Genomic DNA, 15,542 nt, shown 5'->3' on the forward strand with positions numbered 1-15,542 from the left:
AAGGCGCTGGAGGTTGGACGTGTAAGAGCGAGCTTGCTCGCGAACCGCCTTGAAAGCTTCGCCAGCAAGCTGGCTCCTACGGGTTGGGCGGTGCATGGTTCCTGCGCGTCGGCTCTTTCAGTCTCCAGCCTCTGCGATCAAACAATTTGAACACCAAGGAGAAAGGGCATGAGCAAATTCTGGAGCCCCTTTGTCAAAGATCTGGTGCCTTACGTACCGGGTGAGCAGCCCAAGCTGAGCAAGCTGGTCAAGCTCAATACCAACGAGAATCCCTACGGCCCATCGCCAAAGGCGATCGCCGCAATGCAAGCCGAGTTGAGCGATAGCCTGCGCCTTTATCCCGACCCGAACGGGGAGCGCCTCAAACGCGCGGTTGCGGAGCATTACGGTGTGCGGCCGGAGCAGGTCTTCGTAGGCAATGGCTCGGATGAAGTGCTTGCGCATGCCTTTCACGGGCTGTTCCAGCACGGTAAGCCGTTGCTGTTTCCCGACGTGACCTACAGTTTTTATCCGGTCTACTGCGGTCTGTATGGCATCGAATACGAAGCTATCGCGCTGGACGATAACTTTCAGATCGATGTGGCCGACTATGCACGGCCGAACGGCGGAATCGTTTTTCCTAATCCCAACGCACCAACTGGCTGCCTGCTGGGGTTGGAAGCGATCGAGCGCCTGCTGCAGGCCAATCCCGATTCGGTCGTCCTGGTGGATGAGGCCTATATCGACTTTGGCGGCGAATCAGCGATTGCCTTGGTGGACCGCTACCCGAACCTGCTGGTGAGCCAGACGCTGTCTAAATCCCGCTCGCTGGCAGGGCTTCGCGTCGGTCTGGCCGTTGGGCATCCTGATTTGATCGAGGCGCTTGAGCGGATCAAGAACAGCTTCAACTCCTATCCTCTGGACCGTATCGCCATTGCCGGTGCCGCCGCCGCGTTTGAGGATCGCGAATACTTCGAGCAAACCTGCCGACAAGTAATTGCCAGTCGCGAAGACTTAATTGCCTCGATGCAAAAATTGGGTTTCGAAGTGCTGCCTTCAGCCGCCAACTTCATCTTCGCGCGTCATCCTCAGCGTGACGGCAGGCAGCTGGCGGAGCAGCTGCGCGAGCAGGGCGTGATCGTGCGGCACTTCAAGCTGCCGCGTGTCGACCAGTTCCTGCGTATCACTATCGGTACGCCTGAGCAGAATCAGGCGCTGTTGCAAGCGCTCTAGAGGTAGCGGCAAACCTCAAGCTTCAAGCGGCAAGTAGAAGCGGATGCGGTGCTTAGCAGAATGTCATCACTTGCATCATGGTTTGCTTGCAGCTTGCAGCTTGCAACAGCTATTGCGGACCTTTCTCCACCAGCGGTCGCATCCCGACTTCAGCCGTCAGTGTCAGTGGCTTGCCGTTGCGCAGGATATCGATATCGATCTTATCGCCAGGACGCGCCCTCGCAACCTGGTTCATCGAGGTGCGGCCATCGCTGGCTTGCTCGCCGGCAATGCTCAGGATTAGATCACCCGGCAGTAACCCGGCACGCTCAGCCGGGCCGTCGCGATAGACACCCGCGACGACAATTCCCGGCCGTCCGGTCAGGCCGAAGGATTCCGCCAGCTCCTGGGTCAGGGATTGCACCTCGACCCCGAGCCAGCCGCGGATGACCTGACCATGTTCGATGATTGATTTCATCACCTCGATTGCCAGCTTCACCGGAATCGCAAAGCCAATACCTTGCGAGCCGCCGGATTCGGAAATAATCGCCGTGTTGATACCGATCAACTGCCCGGCGGTATCGACCAGTGCGCCACCGGAATTGCCGCGGTTGATCGCTGCATCGGTCTGAATGAAGTCTTCGTAGGTATTGAGGCCTAACTGGTTGCGTCCCGTGGCGCTGATAATGCCCATGGTCACCGTCTGGCCGACCCCGAACGGGTTGCCGATCGCTAGCGTCACATCGCCGATGCGGATGCTATCGGAGCGCCCGATGGTCATCGCTGGCAAATTCTCCAGATCGATTTTCAGTACCGCGAGATCGGTTTCCGGGTCGCTGCCAATCACCCGTGCAAGCGTTTCGCGGCCATCTCGCAGGGCTACGACTATCTGCTCGGCGTTGGCGGTAACGTGGTTGTTGGTCAGCAAATAGCCTTCGGGGCTCATGATGACTGCCGACCCGAGGCTCGACTCCATGCGCCGCTGCCGCGGCAGGTTGTCGCCGAAGAAGCGCTGAAACAGCGGGTCGTCCTTGAGCATCGGCTGCTGCGGGGTTTGGTCGATCACTTTCGTGGTGTAGAGGTTGGCTACGGCGGGTGCCGCGCTACTTACCGCGTTGGCGTATGAATAAGGACCCTGCTGCGGTATCCCCACCACCGGCGTGTGGCGCAAGGTGTATTCAGGTTGCGTGCCCAGCCCTACCAGATGCGGGTAGCGCTGGATGATCAGCAGGGCCATGAGCAGGCCTACCAGCAACGGCCAGCCAAGAGAACGCAGGGCATTGATCATCGCGATTTTAGAATCCGGGCAGGTTGCAGGGGTCGATAGCGCCCCCTTAAGGTGGCGGCATTATACGAAGCTGGTGGCGAATTGCAGCTTCGCCAGTTGCTAATCTGCGCTGAGTTGGCAGGGCGGGTTAGATCACGCTCTTGGCTAGCGTAACGACCGCTTAGGCTGAGGTCAGTTTTTTCATTTTACGAGAGGATGTCGCATGGCCGTTGCACTGACCACTTTGGTCGAGGAAGCCGATCGTTACCTGAATGCCGCGAAGATTTCGGACTACTGTCCGAACGGCATGCAGGTCGAGGGACGACCACAGGTGCGCCGCATTGTCAGCGGCGTAACCGCGAGCCAGGCACTGCTGGATGCTGCGGTCGACGCGCAGGCCGACGTGGTACTGGTGCATCACGGCTATTTCTGGAAGAACGAAGACCCGCGCGTGGTGGGTATCAAGCAGCGGCGATTGAAAACCCTGCTAACTAACGAGATCAGTCTGCTCGCTTATCATCTGCCACTCGATGTGCATCCTGAAGTCGGTAATAACGTCCAGCTGGCACGGCTGCTCGGGTTGATCATAGAGGGGCCGCTGGAGCCCAATAATCCTCGCTCCGTCGGGCTTGTCGGCTCGCTGGACGTTCCGTTGGCACCGGCTGACTTCATGCACCGGGTTCACGTTGCGCTGGGGCGCGAACCGCTGATGATAGAAGGCGCAGGTCCGATCAGACGGATAGCCTGGTGCACCGGCGGCGCCCAAGGCTATATCGAACAGGCCGTGGCTGCTGGCGTCGATGCTTATCTGACTGGCGAAGTGTCGGAACCGACTGTGCATATCGCTCGGGAAAACGGTCTGAGCTTCTTCGCCGCAGGCCATCACGCGACGGAACGCTACGGCGTGCAGGCTCTGGGAGACTATTTGGCCCGACGTTTCGCCATCGAACACCTGTTTATCGATTGCCCGAACCCGGCCTGAGTTGCGCAATTCGTCAGACCTTGGCCGATATCCAGGCGTTTTTCAGCCGATATAAAGCTAGAAGATTTAGATCTAAAAGGCCGCCTGATTAGAATTTAACGCCGTGTTAAAGTTGCGCCCTCGTTCCGGCCCGCGGCCGTCCATCTGCCAATTCGTGAGTAGCTATGGTCGACAAACTGACGCATCTGAAACAGCTGGAGGCGGAAAGCATCCACATCATTCGTGAGGTGGCCGCCGAGTTCAACAATCCGGTGATGCTCTATTCCATCGGTAAAGACTCCGCCGTAATGCTGCATTTGGCACGCAAAGCGTTCTTTCCTGGTCGCCTGCCGTTCCCGGTGATGCACGTCGACACGCGCTGGAAATTCCAGGAAATGTACCGCTTTCGCGAGAAGATGGTCGCCGAGATGGACCTGGACCTGATCACTCATATCAACCCGGACGGCGTCGTGCAGAACATCAATCCGTTTACCCACGGTAGCGCCAAGCACACCGATATCATGAAAACCGAGGGCCTCAAGCAGGCGCTTGACAAGCATGGCTTCGACGCCGCCTTCGGTGGTGCGCGCCGCGATGAAGAGAAATCGCGGGCGAAGGAGCGGGTGTATTCCTTCCGTGATAGCAAGCATCGTTGGGACCCGAAGAATCAGCGCCCTGAGTTGTGGAATGTCTACAACGGCAAGGTGAAGAAGGGCGAATCCATCCGCGTCTTCCCATTGTCGAACTGGACCGAGCTGGATATCTGGCAATACATCTACTTGGAACAGATTCCGATCGTGCCGTTGTACTTCGCTGCTGAACGCGAAGTCATCGAGAAGAACGGCACGCTGATCATGATCGACGACGAGCGCATCCTCGAGCACCTCTCCGACGATGAGAAGGCGCGTATCGAAAAGCGCATGGTGCGCTTCCGCACCCTCGGCTGCTACCCGTTGACGGGTGCGGTGGAATCCACCGCCGCGACGCTGCCGGAGATCATTCAGGAAATGCTCCTGACGCGTACTTCCGAACGTCAAGGCCGCGTCATCGATCATGATGGCGCCGGTTCGATGGAAGAAAAGAAACGTCAGGGCTACTTCTAAGGATTCCGCATCATGTCTCATCAGTCTGATTTGATCAGCGAGGACATCCTCGCGTACCTGGCCCAGCATGAGCGCAAGGAACTGCTGCGCTTTCTGACCTGCGGTAACGTCGACGACGGTAAGAGCACTCTGATCGGGCGCCTACTGCACGACTCGAAAATGATCTATGAAGATCATCTCGAAGCCATCACCCGCGATTCGAAAAAATCCGGCACCACTGGCGATGACGTCGACCTGGCATTGTTGGTCGACGGCCTGCAGGCTGAGCGCGAGCAGGGCATCACCATCGATGTCGCCTACCGCTATTTCTCGACGGCCAAGCGCAAATTCATCATCGCCGACACCCCGGGCCATGAGCAGTACACGCGCAACATGGCGACGGGTGCTTCGACTTGCGACCTGGCGATCATCCTCGTCGATGCTCGTTACGGCGTGCAAACTCAGACCAAGCGCCATAGCTTCATCACCTCGCTGCTGGGCATCAAGCACATCGTCGTGGCCATCAACAAAATGGACCTGATGGACTTCGATCAGTCCGTTTTCGAGCGCATCAAGGCCGACTATCTCGCCTTTGCCGAGCGCATCGAGCTGCAGCCTTCGTCGCTACACTTCGTACCGATGTCGGCGCTCAAGGGCGACAATGTGGTAAACCGCAGCGAGCGAGCGCCGTGGTATGAAGGCCCGTCGCTGATGGAGATTCTCGAAAGCGTCGAGATCGCTGGCGACCGCAATTTCGACGATCTGCGCTTCCCGGTGCAATACGTCAACCGCCCCAACCTGAACTTCCGCGGCTTCGCCGGCACGCTCGCCAGCGGCATCGTGCGCAAAGGCGATGAAGTAACGGTTCTGCCATCCGGCAAGCGCAGCAAGGTCAAGTCCATCGTCACCTTCGATGGCGAGCTGGAGCAGGCGACCCCGGGTGAAGCGATCACCGTGACGCTGGAAGACGAGATCGACGTGTCTCGCGGCGACATGCTGGTGCACGCTGACAACCAGCCGCGCATCGTCGACAGCTTCGACGCCATGCTGGTGTGGATGGCTGACGAGCCGATGCTGCCCGGCAAGAAATACGACATCAAGCGTGCGACCAGCTACGTGCCGGGCTCCATCGCCAGCATCACCCACCGGGTCGACGTAAATACTCTGGAACATGGTTCCGCCAGCAGTCTGCAGCTCAACGAGATTGGCAGGGTCAAGGTCAGCCTGGATGCCTCGATCGCCCTCGACGGCTATGCACAAAACCGCACCACTGGCTCGTTTATCGTTATCGATCGCCTCACCAATGGCACCGTTGGCGCGGGCATGATCATCGCTGATCCGATTGCTCAGGGCTCCTCCGGGCATCACGGCGCGCTGGCGCACGTTTCCACCGACGAGCGCGCGACCCGCTTTGGCCAGCAGCCGGCTACGGTGCTGTTTACCGGCTTGTCCGGTGCCGGCAAAAGCACGCTGGCCTACGCGGTTGAGCGCAAGCTGTTCGATATGGGACGTGCTGTTTATGTGTTGGATGGCCAGAATCTGCGCCACGACCTGAACAAGGGCCTGCCGCAGGACCGCGCCGGACGTACCGAGAACTGGCGCCGTGCCGCTCACGTGGCCCGTCAGTTCAACGAGGCGGGTCTGATTACATTGGCAGCTTTCGTCGCACCGGACGCAGAAGGCCGGGAACAGGCCAAGGCGTTGATCGGGGATGAACGCCTAATTACCGTCTACGTCCAGGCGTCCCCCCAAGCTTGCCGCCAGCGGGATCCGCAGGGGTTGTACGCGGCCGGTGGGGATAATATTCCGGGTGAATCCTTCCCGTACGATGTGCCGCTGAGTGCCGATCTTATGGTGGATAGCGAAACGTCGACTTTGGACGAGGGGGTAACGCGGGTGATTCAGTTGTTGCGCGAGCGTCGGGCAATCTGATCTCGCAGTAATTTGCAGCCCGTGCCCTGCGCCGATGGAATGGCGTAGGGTGGGGTACACCCTGCGCGGGGGAGGGGTTGGGATTACAAACACCCTGACGGCATGTAGAAGTCCTTCCAGGCTCCTGCTCCCGACTCATCAATATCGCAATTCCAGGCACCATTCGCAGAGCGTGAAATGGATATATGGGTGCCTGATACAAGCGAGCTAACATTGCCCCCAATTGTCACTTCCAGAGAGCCAGAGCCGTCGAACAAAAAACTAGCGATATCGCCGGAAGCGGCCATTGTCACATCGGAGGGGACATAACCCAGATCCGTATTGCTCATGATGTGGCGGCCTCTGCTCAAATGCTCCTCGACAGCGGATTGATAAGCGGACAGTTCTATATAGGCGCGCGTAACCTGTGATCGTGCGACATAGTCTTGATACACCGGGATAGCTATAGCAGCCAGAATGCCGACGATTGCGACCACAATCATCAGTTCAATCAATGTAAATCCCTTGCTGATATTTCGCATTGAGCGTCCTCCCTTTTCAGACCTAAGGCAAACATCAGGCCAGACCATTACGAGTCTTAGAGAGGTGAGATTGGTAAAATCGAAGCTCCAGCAAATAGTGACTGAGCGCAGCCAGTAGCAGGCCCAATCCGCAGCCCAGTAGCAGTACTTCCGGCCACTCCCAGCCATCTTTGTCCCTGACCAGGCGCATTATTGGGTAATGCCACAGATAGAGCCCGTAGGACATTCGCCCCAACCAAGCCAATAAGCTTCCGCCAAGCCAGGTGGGCTGCGCCACTATCAATAGCGCCGCCCCAACTTCAACGATTGTAAAACCATACAAAACCGTGGGCATCCATACAGTGCTGAAAAAAGTCATCGAAAAAAGTAATAGGGAAAGGCCAACGACACCCCAGTAGCGGTGAATGGTCACACCTGCGTATCCCAGTAAGCATCCCAGTAATAATCCACTGCAATGGGTTTCCGTGCGCGGATAAAATGCCCAAGCGCCCAATTTCTCGCCGCTCCACCAGCGCAGGGCGGTAGCCAGCAAATAAAGCATAAAGATTAGGCCCAACGCTAAGTGTCGGGGTAAGCGAAGCAATCCCAGCAAAACCAGCGGCCACAGTAGATAAAACTGCATCTCCACCGCCAGGCTCCAGACATGTCCCAGCACAGACACTGGCGCCCCCAACGCTGTGGCGTAATTCACAATATAAACCGCAGACAAGAGCGTATCGCGCAAATGCTTGGAGAGGGCTACATCGGGAAACAGCCAAGGCGCTGTCGATAGATATGCCAGCAACATCACCAGCAATGCCGGCAATAGGCGACGCATTCGTCTGAAAATGAAGCGGTCAAGCTTCAAACCGGTCTCCCGAGCATATTCATCCAAGAGTAAGCGGGTGATTAGATACCCCGACAGTACGAAAAATACATCTACGCCGAAAAAGCCACCCGGCAGCCCTGGAAGGCGGGCGTGATAGGCTACTACCGTTAATGCCGCTAGCGCGCGGATGCCATCCAGCGGTGGGCTATAGACTTGAGTCCTCATTGCAGCATCCTCGACGCATAGTAGGCACTCAATTTTCGATAGAGGAGCTGAGTCATTGAGTCGGTCGAGCTTCCGTTGCGTCTCACGCCGTTGCCGACCCAGACTGTGACACCTCCATAATTGTCAAGGAGTAAGACGGACGGGCTGCCATATAAAAAACCTGGTTGAACCTGAAGCGTCAACGCGCTAGCAGGTTCTCGGTAGCTGAATACGCCATAACCATAACAACCTCGCAACCGGTCTGGCTCACAGATTTCCTCCGCAGCGGCGTGTTCAACAGCGAACCCTCGCTCGTCACGCAGCGTCGCCCACAAAGACGCAAATGCGGAGGCGCTACCAGAAAGGCCTGCCGAAGACGACAGTGCTTGGAAGTCGAAATAGCGCCAGTAATCGGCTCCGTAAAATCCGCTATTTCGAAAGTCGTATCTCACCTCGTCGGCGAGATACGGTCCGTCGATAAAACGTATCCCGCGTGCACGTAAACGATATTCGCGCTCCATAAGCAGCCGGAAAGGCAGTCCAGATGTGCGCTCCAGCACCATTGCCAGTAGGCAGTAATTAAGATTGGAGTATGCATATCGCTCACCTGGTGCAAAGTCCAAGTTCACGCTGGTCAAGGGGGTGGCGGTGTATGGGCACCAAGGTTTTACTTTCCTGATGACCATCGGATCTTCCGAGCGTAGGCGGTCGAAGCCCGAACTATGTCGAAGTAAATGCTCAACTGTTATTGCCTTCAGCCGGGCATCGCCTATCTTGCCGTTAAGGTGGAGCCGTTCTAGGAGGCGCTCACTCAGAGCGAGGTTGCCAGCACGCACCTGTCGCAGGACGGCATCGGCTGTTAGTGCTTTGGTCATGCTGGCATAGCGAAAACGGCTGTCGTTCGTAATTCGCTCAGAAAGCAGGGGTGTTCCTCGCCAGCCATAGTGGCACTCATGAAGCGTTCCGTTGGCCTCAACATGTGCCAACTGGCCGGATGGCGAAGAGTTGTCGCGCAATGCAAACCTGCTTGCGGACTTTAGCCAGACGGGTGCTCCAGAAGAGCACGAGAGTGTCGGCATCGTCAGTAAAGCTTGCGCGGGATAAAGAAAGCGCAATACCTGCTGTCGATCTCCGATCCAGAAATAAGTCGGCAAACCCAACACTAGGCTTCCGATGGCGACCATCCCCAGAAGGTGAATCAGCCTGAACGGCATGCAGGCTCCTAGATAAGTTGCTTACAAAAAAAACCCCGCCAGTGGCGGGGCTTAACTTACTTGATCGTTACGAGGAATTAGTTGGCTGCCGCTTCACCGCAGCCAGATGGGCGGTATTTTGCATCAACGTTAGTTGTGCAAGTCCAAGCGCCGGCATCGCTACGTGCCCAAGTAAGGGAGTTGCTGCTCAGAGTAGCCGCAGCATTTCCACCGAAATCAGCAGCTACAGAAGCGGTGTTGGCAGAGAGGGAGATAGTTACGGTCAGGCCGTCTTGGGGAGTTCCGCCCGCTTCACCTTCACCTTCGTCGCCAATGAGGTTGCTAGCAGTCCAACCCAACTCGCAAGCCGGAGTAGTGGAGAAATCTCTGCCTTCCATCATGCATGTTTCGATAGCGGTCTTCAGAGCGCCGGTTTCGCTCATAACTCGACTAACCTGAGATTTGGCTACGTAGTTCTGATACTGCGGAATAGCGATGGCCGCCAGGATGCCGATGATCGCAACCACGATCATCAGTTCGATAAGGGTGAAACCCTTCTGCATCTGAGCTTTCATTTTGAATCTCCTTTAAGTGTTAAGGCTGTGAGCCTGCCAGAGACAAAGCAGTTGGCGTGCCAGCTTTTGTTCGTACTGAACGCGGCGGGCAATAATGTGAGGCATCTCAATTTACTGTCGCTGCCCAGGAGCTTTCCAGGCGCGCTGCTGGCTCCTCAGACACCGAAACTTTCGTTATGAAGTTTAGTTCTTCGCTTGTTGCGGTTTTTAGTCGGCTCTTTGCTGGCGATATGTGACCAATAGCGTCACTTGCTGCCGCCCTTGTTTGCAGCTACCCGCATCTGCGCTATAAGGCGGGCATAGAGTAGGAGCGAGACCGCCATGAGCGACAATATTTCTCTTTCCGGCCTAGCCCGGCAGATGGTGCTGGCCGGAGTGCTGGATGAAAAGACGGCCCAGCAAGCGCAGGTGCAAGCGCTGCGCAACAAATCATCCCTGGTTACCTATGTGGTCCAGAACAAATTGGCCAAAGGCCGCGCCATAGCCGAGCTCGCGTCCGACCAATTTGGCGTCGCATTGCTGGACCTTTCTGCGCTAGACAAGGATTCGCTGCCCAAGGACCTGATCAGCGAGAAATTGGCACGTCAGCACCGTGTGCTGCCGCTCTCCAGGCGCGGCACCAAGCTATATATAGCCATCTCCGACCCTGCCAACCACCAGTCCATCTCCGATATCCAGTTCAGTACCGGCCTGACCATCGAGTCGATCCTTGTCGAGGACGACAAGCTGGGCGATGCCATCGACAAGCTATACGAGAGCGGCGCAACAGGGCTGGAAGATCTGGGTGAGGTCGATCTGGATGGCGTCGATGTCGAGACCGTCAGCGATGATGGAAAGACGGAAGAGGGCGGTGAGGCTGCGGACGACGCCCCAGTCGTTCGTTTCGTCAACAAGATGCTGCTTGACGCCATTCGCGGGGGCTCATCGGACTTGCACTTTGAACCCTATGAAAAAGCCTATCGCGTGCGGTTTCGTACAGACGGCATCCTTCATGAGGCTTCCCGGCCCCCGATTCAGCTGGCTCCACGTATCTCGGCGCGCCTGAAAGTCATGGCTGGGCTTGATATCTCCGAGCGGCGTAAGCCGCAGGATGGCCGAATCAAGATGAAGCTGTCCAAGAGCAAAGCAATCGATTTTCGCGTCAATACCTTGCCCACGCTCTGGGGTGAAAAAATCGTGATGCGGATTCTCGACCCGACCAGTGCTCAAATGGGCATCGATGCGCTGGGTTATGAAGAGGATCAAAAGGCGCTGTATATGCAGGCGCTTCAGCAGCCACAGGGGATGATCCTTGTGACCGGTCCTACTGGGTCGGGCAAGACGGTTTCCCTTTATACTGGCTTGAACATTCTTAATACCGTGGATGTGAATATTTCCACGGCTGAAGATCCGGTGGAAATCAATCTCGAGGGCATCAACCAGGTCAACGTTAATCCTCGGCAGGGCATGGACTTCTCCCAAGCGTTGCGGGCCTTTCTACGTCAGGATCCGGACGTCATCATGGTCGGGGAGATTCGCGACCTGGAAACGGCCGAGATCGCCATCAAGGCAGCGCAGACGGGTCATATGGTGATGTCGACGCTTCACACCAACAGTGCTGCGGAAACCTTGACGCGGCTGCGGAATATGGGGGTGGCGGCGTTCAACATCGCCACTTCGGTGAACCTGATCATTGCCCAGCGGCTGGCACGTAAGCTATGTAGTAGCTGCAAGAAAGAAGTCGAGCTGCCCCGCGATGCCCTACTGGAAGAGGGCTTCCCGGCCGATAAGATCGGTACCTTCAAAATCTACGCCCCGGTTGGTTGCGATAACTGCAAAGGCGGTTACAAAGGTCGTGTCGGTATTTATGAAGTGGTTAAAAACACGCCGTCGCTGGCCAGGATTATCATGGAGGACGGCAACTCCATCGACATTTCCACCCAGATGCGTAAAGACGGCTTCAACGATCTGCGTACTTCGGCTTTGGTAAAAGCTATGCAGGGCGTGACCAGCCTGGAAGAAGTCAACCGGGTGACCAAGGACTAACATGGCGCAGAAAGCGGTAAAAACCAGTGTCTTCACCTGGGAAGGAACGAATAAGCAAGGCGCAAAGGTAAAAGGCGAGCTGAGCGGCGTCAGCCCGGCGCTGGTCAAGGCTCAATTGCGCAAGCAGGGCGTCAATCCACAAAAGGTTCGCAAAAAGTCGGTTTCGCTGTTCAGTGCCGGAAAAAAGATCAAGCCGATGGATATCGCCCTGTTCACCCGGCAGATGGCGACCATGATGAAAGCTGGCGTGCCGCTACTGCAGTCTTTTGACATTATCGGTGAGGGGTTCGATAACCAGAATATGCGCAAACTGGTGGACGACCTTAAACAGGAGGTCGCGGCGGGTAACAGCTTTGCTTCGTCGCTGCGCAAGAAGCCGCAATACTTCGATGATCTTTATTGCAACCTGGTTGACTCCGGCGAGCAGTCCGGCTCGTTGGAAGCCTTGCTTGATCGAGTGGCGACCTACAAGGAGAAGACCGAGGCGCTCAAAGCGAAAATCAAAAAAGCGATGAATTACCCCATCGCTGTTGTCCTGGTTGCAATCATCGTGTCGGCGATCTTGTTGATTAAGGTGGTTCCTCAGTTCCAGGATGTGTTCGCCAACTTCGGCGCGGAACTGCCCGCTTTTACCCTGATGGTGATCGGCCTGTCGGAAGCCTTGCAAGAATGGTGGTATGTCGTGCTGATCGGCCTTATTGGTGCCGCCTATGCTTTCAAACAGGCGCATACACGGTCCGAGAAATTCCGTAACTGGTTTGATAGGGTCCTGCTGAAGGTGCCGGTCGTTGGCGATATTTTGTATAAGTCCGCCGTGGCTCGCTTTGCTCGGACTCTTTCCACCACTTTTGCTGCGGGTGTGCCATTGGTGGACGCGTTGGACTCGGTCTCGGGCGCCACAGGCAACGTGGTGTTTCGCAATGCTACGGCGAAAGTAAAAAATGACGTTTCCAGTGGTATGCAGCTGAATTTCTCGATGCGTACGACCGGCACCTTTCCCAGTATGGCGATCCAGATGACGGCCATTGGCGAAGAGTCCGGCTCGCTGGATGAGATGCTCGCCAAGGTTGCTACTTTCTATGAGGACGAAGTGGACAACATGGTCGACGGCCTCACTGCGCTGATGGAGCCCATGATCATGGCTGTTCTCGGTGTGCTGGTTGGCGGCCTGATCATCGCCATGTATTTGCCGATCTTCCAGCTGGGCTCTGTGGTTTAAACATGAATGTAGTCACCTTTCTGGCCAGCAATACGCTGGCCTTTGTTTTGTGCGCGCTGGTGCTTGGCCTGTTGGTTGGCAGTTTTCTCAACGTGGTGATACATCGGCTGCCGATCATGATGCAGCGGGACTGGCGCGCTCAGGCGCGTGACTTCCTAGATCTTCCGGCCGAACCCACCGGCGCGGCGTTCAATCTCGTCCTACCGAATTCTCATTGTCCGCATTGCGACCATGAGATTCGCCCGTGGGAGAACCTTCCGCTGGTGAGTTGGCTGGCGTTGCGTGGCAAATGTTCGTCATGCCGGGCGCCGATTAACCGTCGTTATCCTATTATCGAACTGCTTTGCGGGCTCTTGTCGGCGTATGTCGCCTGGCATCTCGGTTTTTCCTGGCAGGCCGGCGCCATGCTGCTGGTGACCTGGGGTTTGCTGGCGATGAGTATGATCGACGTCGACCATCAGCTGCTGCCGGACTCGATCGTGCTGCCGCTGCTGTGGCTGGGGCTGATCGTCAATAGCTTCGGGCTGTTTGCTTCGCTTTCGGATGCGCTCTGGGGAGCGATTATTGGCTACCTCAGCCTGTGGTCGGTGTACTGGGTGTTCAAGCTGATCACTGGCAAAGAGGGTATGGGCTACGGCGATTTCAAGTTACTGGCCATGCTGGGCGCCTGGGGCGGCTGGCAGGTTTTGCCGTTGACGATTCTTCTGTCTTCCGTAGTGGGTGCGGTGCTCGGAACGATCATGTTGCGTGTGCAAAAAGCTGAAAGTAGCACCCCGATCCCCTTCGGGCCCTACCTGGCGATTGCCGGTTGGATTGCGATGCTATGGGGCGACCAGATCACCTCAAGCTATCTTCAGTTCGCCCGGTTCTAAAGGCCTGAGCGTTCTGCTTGCCGAGGGAGCGTCCTGCTAGCGCTTTTATCGGCTCTGATTTTCTTCCTTGCATCCACGGTTTTCACGCGTTACTACTGCGCGTCATTTTCTCTGAATGGTTCGACGATGAAACCGTGGATCCTCGGTTTGACGGGTGGGATTGGCAGTGGCAAGAGTGCGGTGGCCGAGCAGTTCGGTAGGCTCGGCGTGCACTGGGTCGATGCTGACCATGCCGCGCGCTGGGTAGTCGAGCCCGGCAGGCCGGCTTTGAGTCTGATTGCTGAGCGCTTCGGTGCGGACGTTCTAGCAGCCGATGGCAGCCTGGATCGGGCGGTACTACGCGGACTGGTTTTTAAGGATCCAGAGCAGCGCAAATGGCTTGAGCAACTGCTGCATCCTTTGATTCGTCAGGAAATCGCCGAGCACCTGGCTCGCGCGCAGTCTCCGTACGCCATTATGGTGTCTCCGTTATTGATCGAGTCCGGTCAATACCGGCAGGCCGACCGCGTGCTGGTGGTCGATGTGCCTGAAGAGGTACAGCTGCAACGCGCAGTCCTGCGGGATCAGTCCAGCGAGGAGCAAATTCGCGCCATCCTCAAGGTTCAAGCCAGTCGGGACGACCGCTTGCGTCATGCAGATGACGTATTGGTCAACGACCGTGATCTTGAATGGCTGAAGGCAGAGGTTGAACGTCTGCATAAATTTTATCTGACGCTACGAGGAGGTCAGGAATGAGTACTACGATTGTTGAATGCCCTACCTGTGGTGCGCCGGTCGAATGGGGCGTGCAGAGCCCAAATCGGCCTTTCTGTTCCGATCGCTGTAAATTGATCGATCTCGGCGCCTGGGCATCGGAGGAACATGCGATCCCGGGTAATGAGCTCGAAGATGATCTGTTTTCGGATGATATGCCGCCTCGCCAGCATTGAGTCTGATGCGAGGGTCTCAGTTGTTTGGTAGAGCGGTCGATGTAGCTCCGATCAGGCCTGCTTGTCACCATTGTCTTTCCACGGCGCTTGCAAATAGCGGCTGCGGTTGAAGGTCTCCATCCAGTCGGGATAAAACACCACGAGCGCGCTGACAATGGTTCCGTTGATGAACGCTTCGGGAAACATCACCAGCCAGATGTAGCCGGCGAAGTCATCGAGCCAGGGCGGCATCGGATAGCGGCCATCGATCAATAAGATTCCGAGCCCGGCAAGAATGCAGAAAAGCGCGGCGAGTCCGGCTGCGAAAAAGCCCGAAAAGAAGATATAGACGAACAGGTTGCGCGGCTGCAATCGCTCGACCAGTCGCGCGCAGAGTTCGGTTACCGTGACAGGAATCAACACCAGCAATACACCGTTGACGCCTAGTGCAATCAACTGCTGATGACCTGTTACGGTCAGGCCGAGCTGTGCAATGAACGCCGCGAGGATGGCCAGTGGCCAATCCAGCAGCAGCGTCACGGCAGTCAGGCCGATAAAGTGGAAGGACAGCCCGGAGTCGAAATCCCGTCGGACCAGCCAGAGCAGAAAAATTGCCAGCACAGCGCCGAACAATAGATGCTGGCGTCGGATGTCGCTGAAGAGCTCCACCCAGGGCGCTCGCACGCAAGCCCATACCAGGCCGGCGGCGTATAGCAGCCAGCCTGTGAGCAGGCTGGACGGTGCGAGCAGTTCGGCAGCAATCATCCTCGCTTCTCCTCGGCGC

Annotated in this window: 15 protein-coding genes; 9 read left to right on the forward strand and 6 right to left on the reverse strand. The window is 56.8% G+C overall.

Translation table 11 applies throughout. The features are described from left to right. Window positions 1–168: 168 nt before the first annotated feature. Complete coding sequence (gene hisC, locus D7241_RS15380; protein WP_408102236.1) at window positions 169–1,212, forward strand: histidinol-phosphate transaminase; 1,044 nt, start codon at window positions 169–171, stop codon at window positions 1,210–1,212. Window positions 1,213–1,321: 109 nt separating this feature from the next. Here the strand turns inward: hisC and algW are convergent, their stop codons facing one another. Continuing rightward, window positions 1,322–2,479 carry a Do family serine endopeptidase AlgW gene (algW, locus tag D7241_RS15385; protein ID WP_408102237.1) on the reverse strand — a complete coding sequence of 386 codons (1,158 nt, stop codon included), beginning with the start codon at window positions 2,477–2,479 and terminating at the stop codon, window positions 1,322–1,324. Window positions 2,480–2,681: 202 nt separating this feature from the next. Between algW and D7241_RS15390 the strand changes: the two genes are divergently transcribed. From D7241_RS15390 to cysN, 3 genes are all read left to right on the forward strand, one after another. Next, window positions 2,682–3,440 carry a Nif3-like dinuclear metal center hexameric protein gene (locus tag D7241_RS15390; protein ID WP_408102238.1) on the forward strand — a complete coding sequence of 253 codons (759 nt, stop codon included), beginning with the start codon at window positions 2,682–2,684 and terminating at the stop codon, window positions 3,438–3,440. Window positions 3,441–3,604: 164 nt separating this feature from the next. Further along, the gene (cysD, locus tag D7241_RS15395) at window positions 3,605–4,522 is read left to right on the forward strand and encodes a sulfate adenylyltransferase subunit CysD (protein WP_408102239.1); all 918 of its coding nucleotides are present in this window, start codon (window positions 3,605–3,607) and stop codon (window positions 4,520–4,522) included. Window positions 4,523–4,534: 12 nt separating this feature from the next. After that, on the forward strand, window positions 4,535–6,433 hold the full coding sequence (gene cysN / locus D7241_RS15400) for a sulfate adenylyltransferase subunit CysN (RefSeq protein ID WP_408102240.1): 1,899 nt from the start codon (window positions 4,535–4,537) through the stop codon (window positions 6,431–6,433). Window positions 6,434–6,516: 83 nt separating this feature from the next. Here the strand turns inward: cysN and D7241_RS15405 are convergent, their stop codons facing one another. The 4 genes from D7241_RS15405 to D7241_RS15420 all read right to left on the reverse strand — a co-directional run bounded on the left by D7241_RS15405 (window position 6,517) and on the right by D7241_RS15420 (window position 9,734). After that, the gene (locus D7241_RS15405) at window positions 6,517–6,954 is read right to left on the reverse strand and encodes a pilin (RefSeq protein WP_408102241.1); all 438 of its coding nucleotides are present in this window, start codon (window positions 6,952–6,954) and stop codon (window positions 6,517–6,519) included. A gap of 34 nt (window positions 6,955–6,988) precedes the next feature. Beyond that, window positions 6,989–7,987, reverse strand: coding sequence for an acyltransferase family protein (locus D7241_RS15410; protein ID WP_408102242.1), 999 nt, complete (start codon window positions 7,985–7,987; stop codon window positions 6,989–6,991). Beyond that, window positions 7,984–9,180: a serine hydrolase domain-containing protein gene (locus tag D7241_RS15415; RefSeq protein WP_408102243.1), complete on the reverse strand. Its 1,197-nt coding sequence runs from the start codon at window positions 9,178–9,180 to the stop codon at window positions 7,984–7,986. Before D7241_RS15415 ends, D7241_RS15410 begins: the two co-directional genes overlap by 4 nt. Before the next feature lie 77 nt (window positions 9,181–9,257). Next, entirely contained in the window at window positions 9,258–9,734 is a 477-nt protein-coding gene (locus D7241_RS15420) for a pilin (RefSeq protein WP_408102244.1), read from the reverse strand. Between the two features lie 321 nt (window positions 9,735–10,055). Between D7241_RS15420 and pilB the strand changes: the two genes are divergently transcribed. From pilB to yacG, 5 genes are all read left to right on the forward strand, one after another. Further along, window positions 10,056–11,759, forward strand: coding sequence for a type IV-A pilus assembly ATPase PilB (gene pilB / locus D7241_RS15425; RefSeq protein ID WP_408102245.1), 1,704 nt, complete (start codon window positions 10,056–10,058; stop codon window positions 11,757–11,759). A 1-nt stretch (window position 11,760) separates the two neighbouring features. After that, on the forward strand, window positions 11,761–12,978 hold the full coding sequence (locus D7241_RS15430) for a type II secretion system F family protein (RefSeq protein ID WP_408102246.1): 1,218 nt from the start codon (window positions 11,761–11,763) through the stop codon (window positions 12,976–12,978). Window positions 12,979–12,980: 2 nt separating this feature from the next. Then, window positions 12,981–13,850 carry a prepilin peptidase gene (locus D7241_RS15435; protein WP_408102247.1) on the forward strand — a complete coding sequence of 290 codons (870 nt, stop codon included), beginning with the start codon at window positions 12,981–12,983 and terminating at the stop codon, window positions 13,848–13,850. 126 nt (window positions 13,851–13,976) lie between these two features. Beyond that, a complete protein-coding gene (coaE, locus tag D7241_RS15440) occupies window positions 13,977–14,585 on the forward strand; it encodes a dephospho-CoA kinase (RefSeq protein ID WP_408102248.1) in 609 nt (202 codons plus the stop codon). Then, entirely contained in the window at window positions 14,582–14,779 is a 198-nt protein-coding gene (gene yacG / locus D7241_RS15445) for a DNA gyrase inhibitor YacG (protein ID WP_408102249.1), read from the forward strand. Before coaE ends, yacG begins: the two co-directional genes overlap by 4 nt. A gap of 51 nt (window positions 14,780–14,830) precedes the next feature. Here yacG and D7241_RS15450 read toward each other — a convergent pair whose 3' ends face one another. Further along, entirely contained in the window at window positions 14,831–15,523 is a 693-nt protein-coding gene (locus D7241_RS15450) for an energy-coupling factor ABC transporter permease (RefSeq protein WP_408102250.1), read from the reverse strand. Window positions 15,524–15,542: the final 19 nt, after the last annotated feature.

Origin of the sequence: Stutzerimonas sp. VN223-3 (genome assembly GCF_045999685.1) — a bacterium.
In the GTDB taxonomy this organism is placed as follows: domain Bacteria; phylum Pseudomonadota; class Gammaproteobacteria; order Pseudomonadales; family Pseudomonadaceae; genus Stutzerimonas; species Stutzerimonas stutzeri_AR.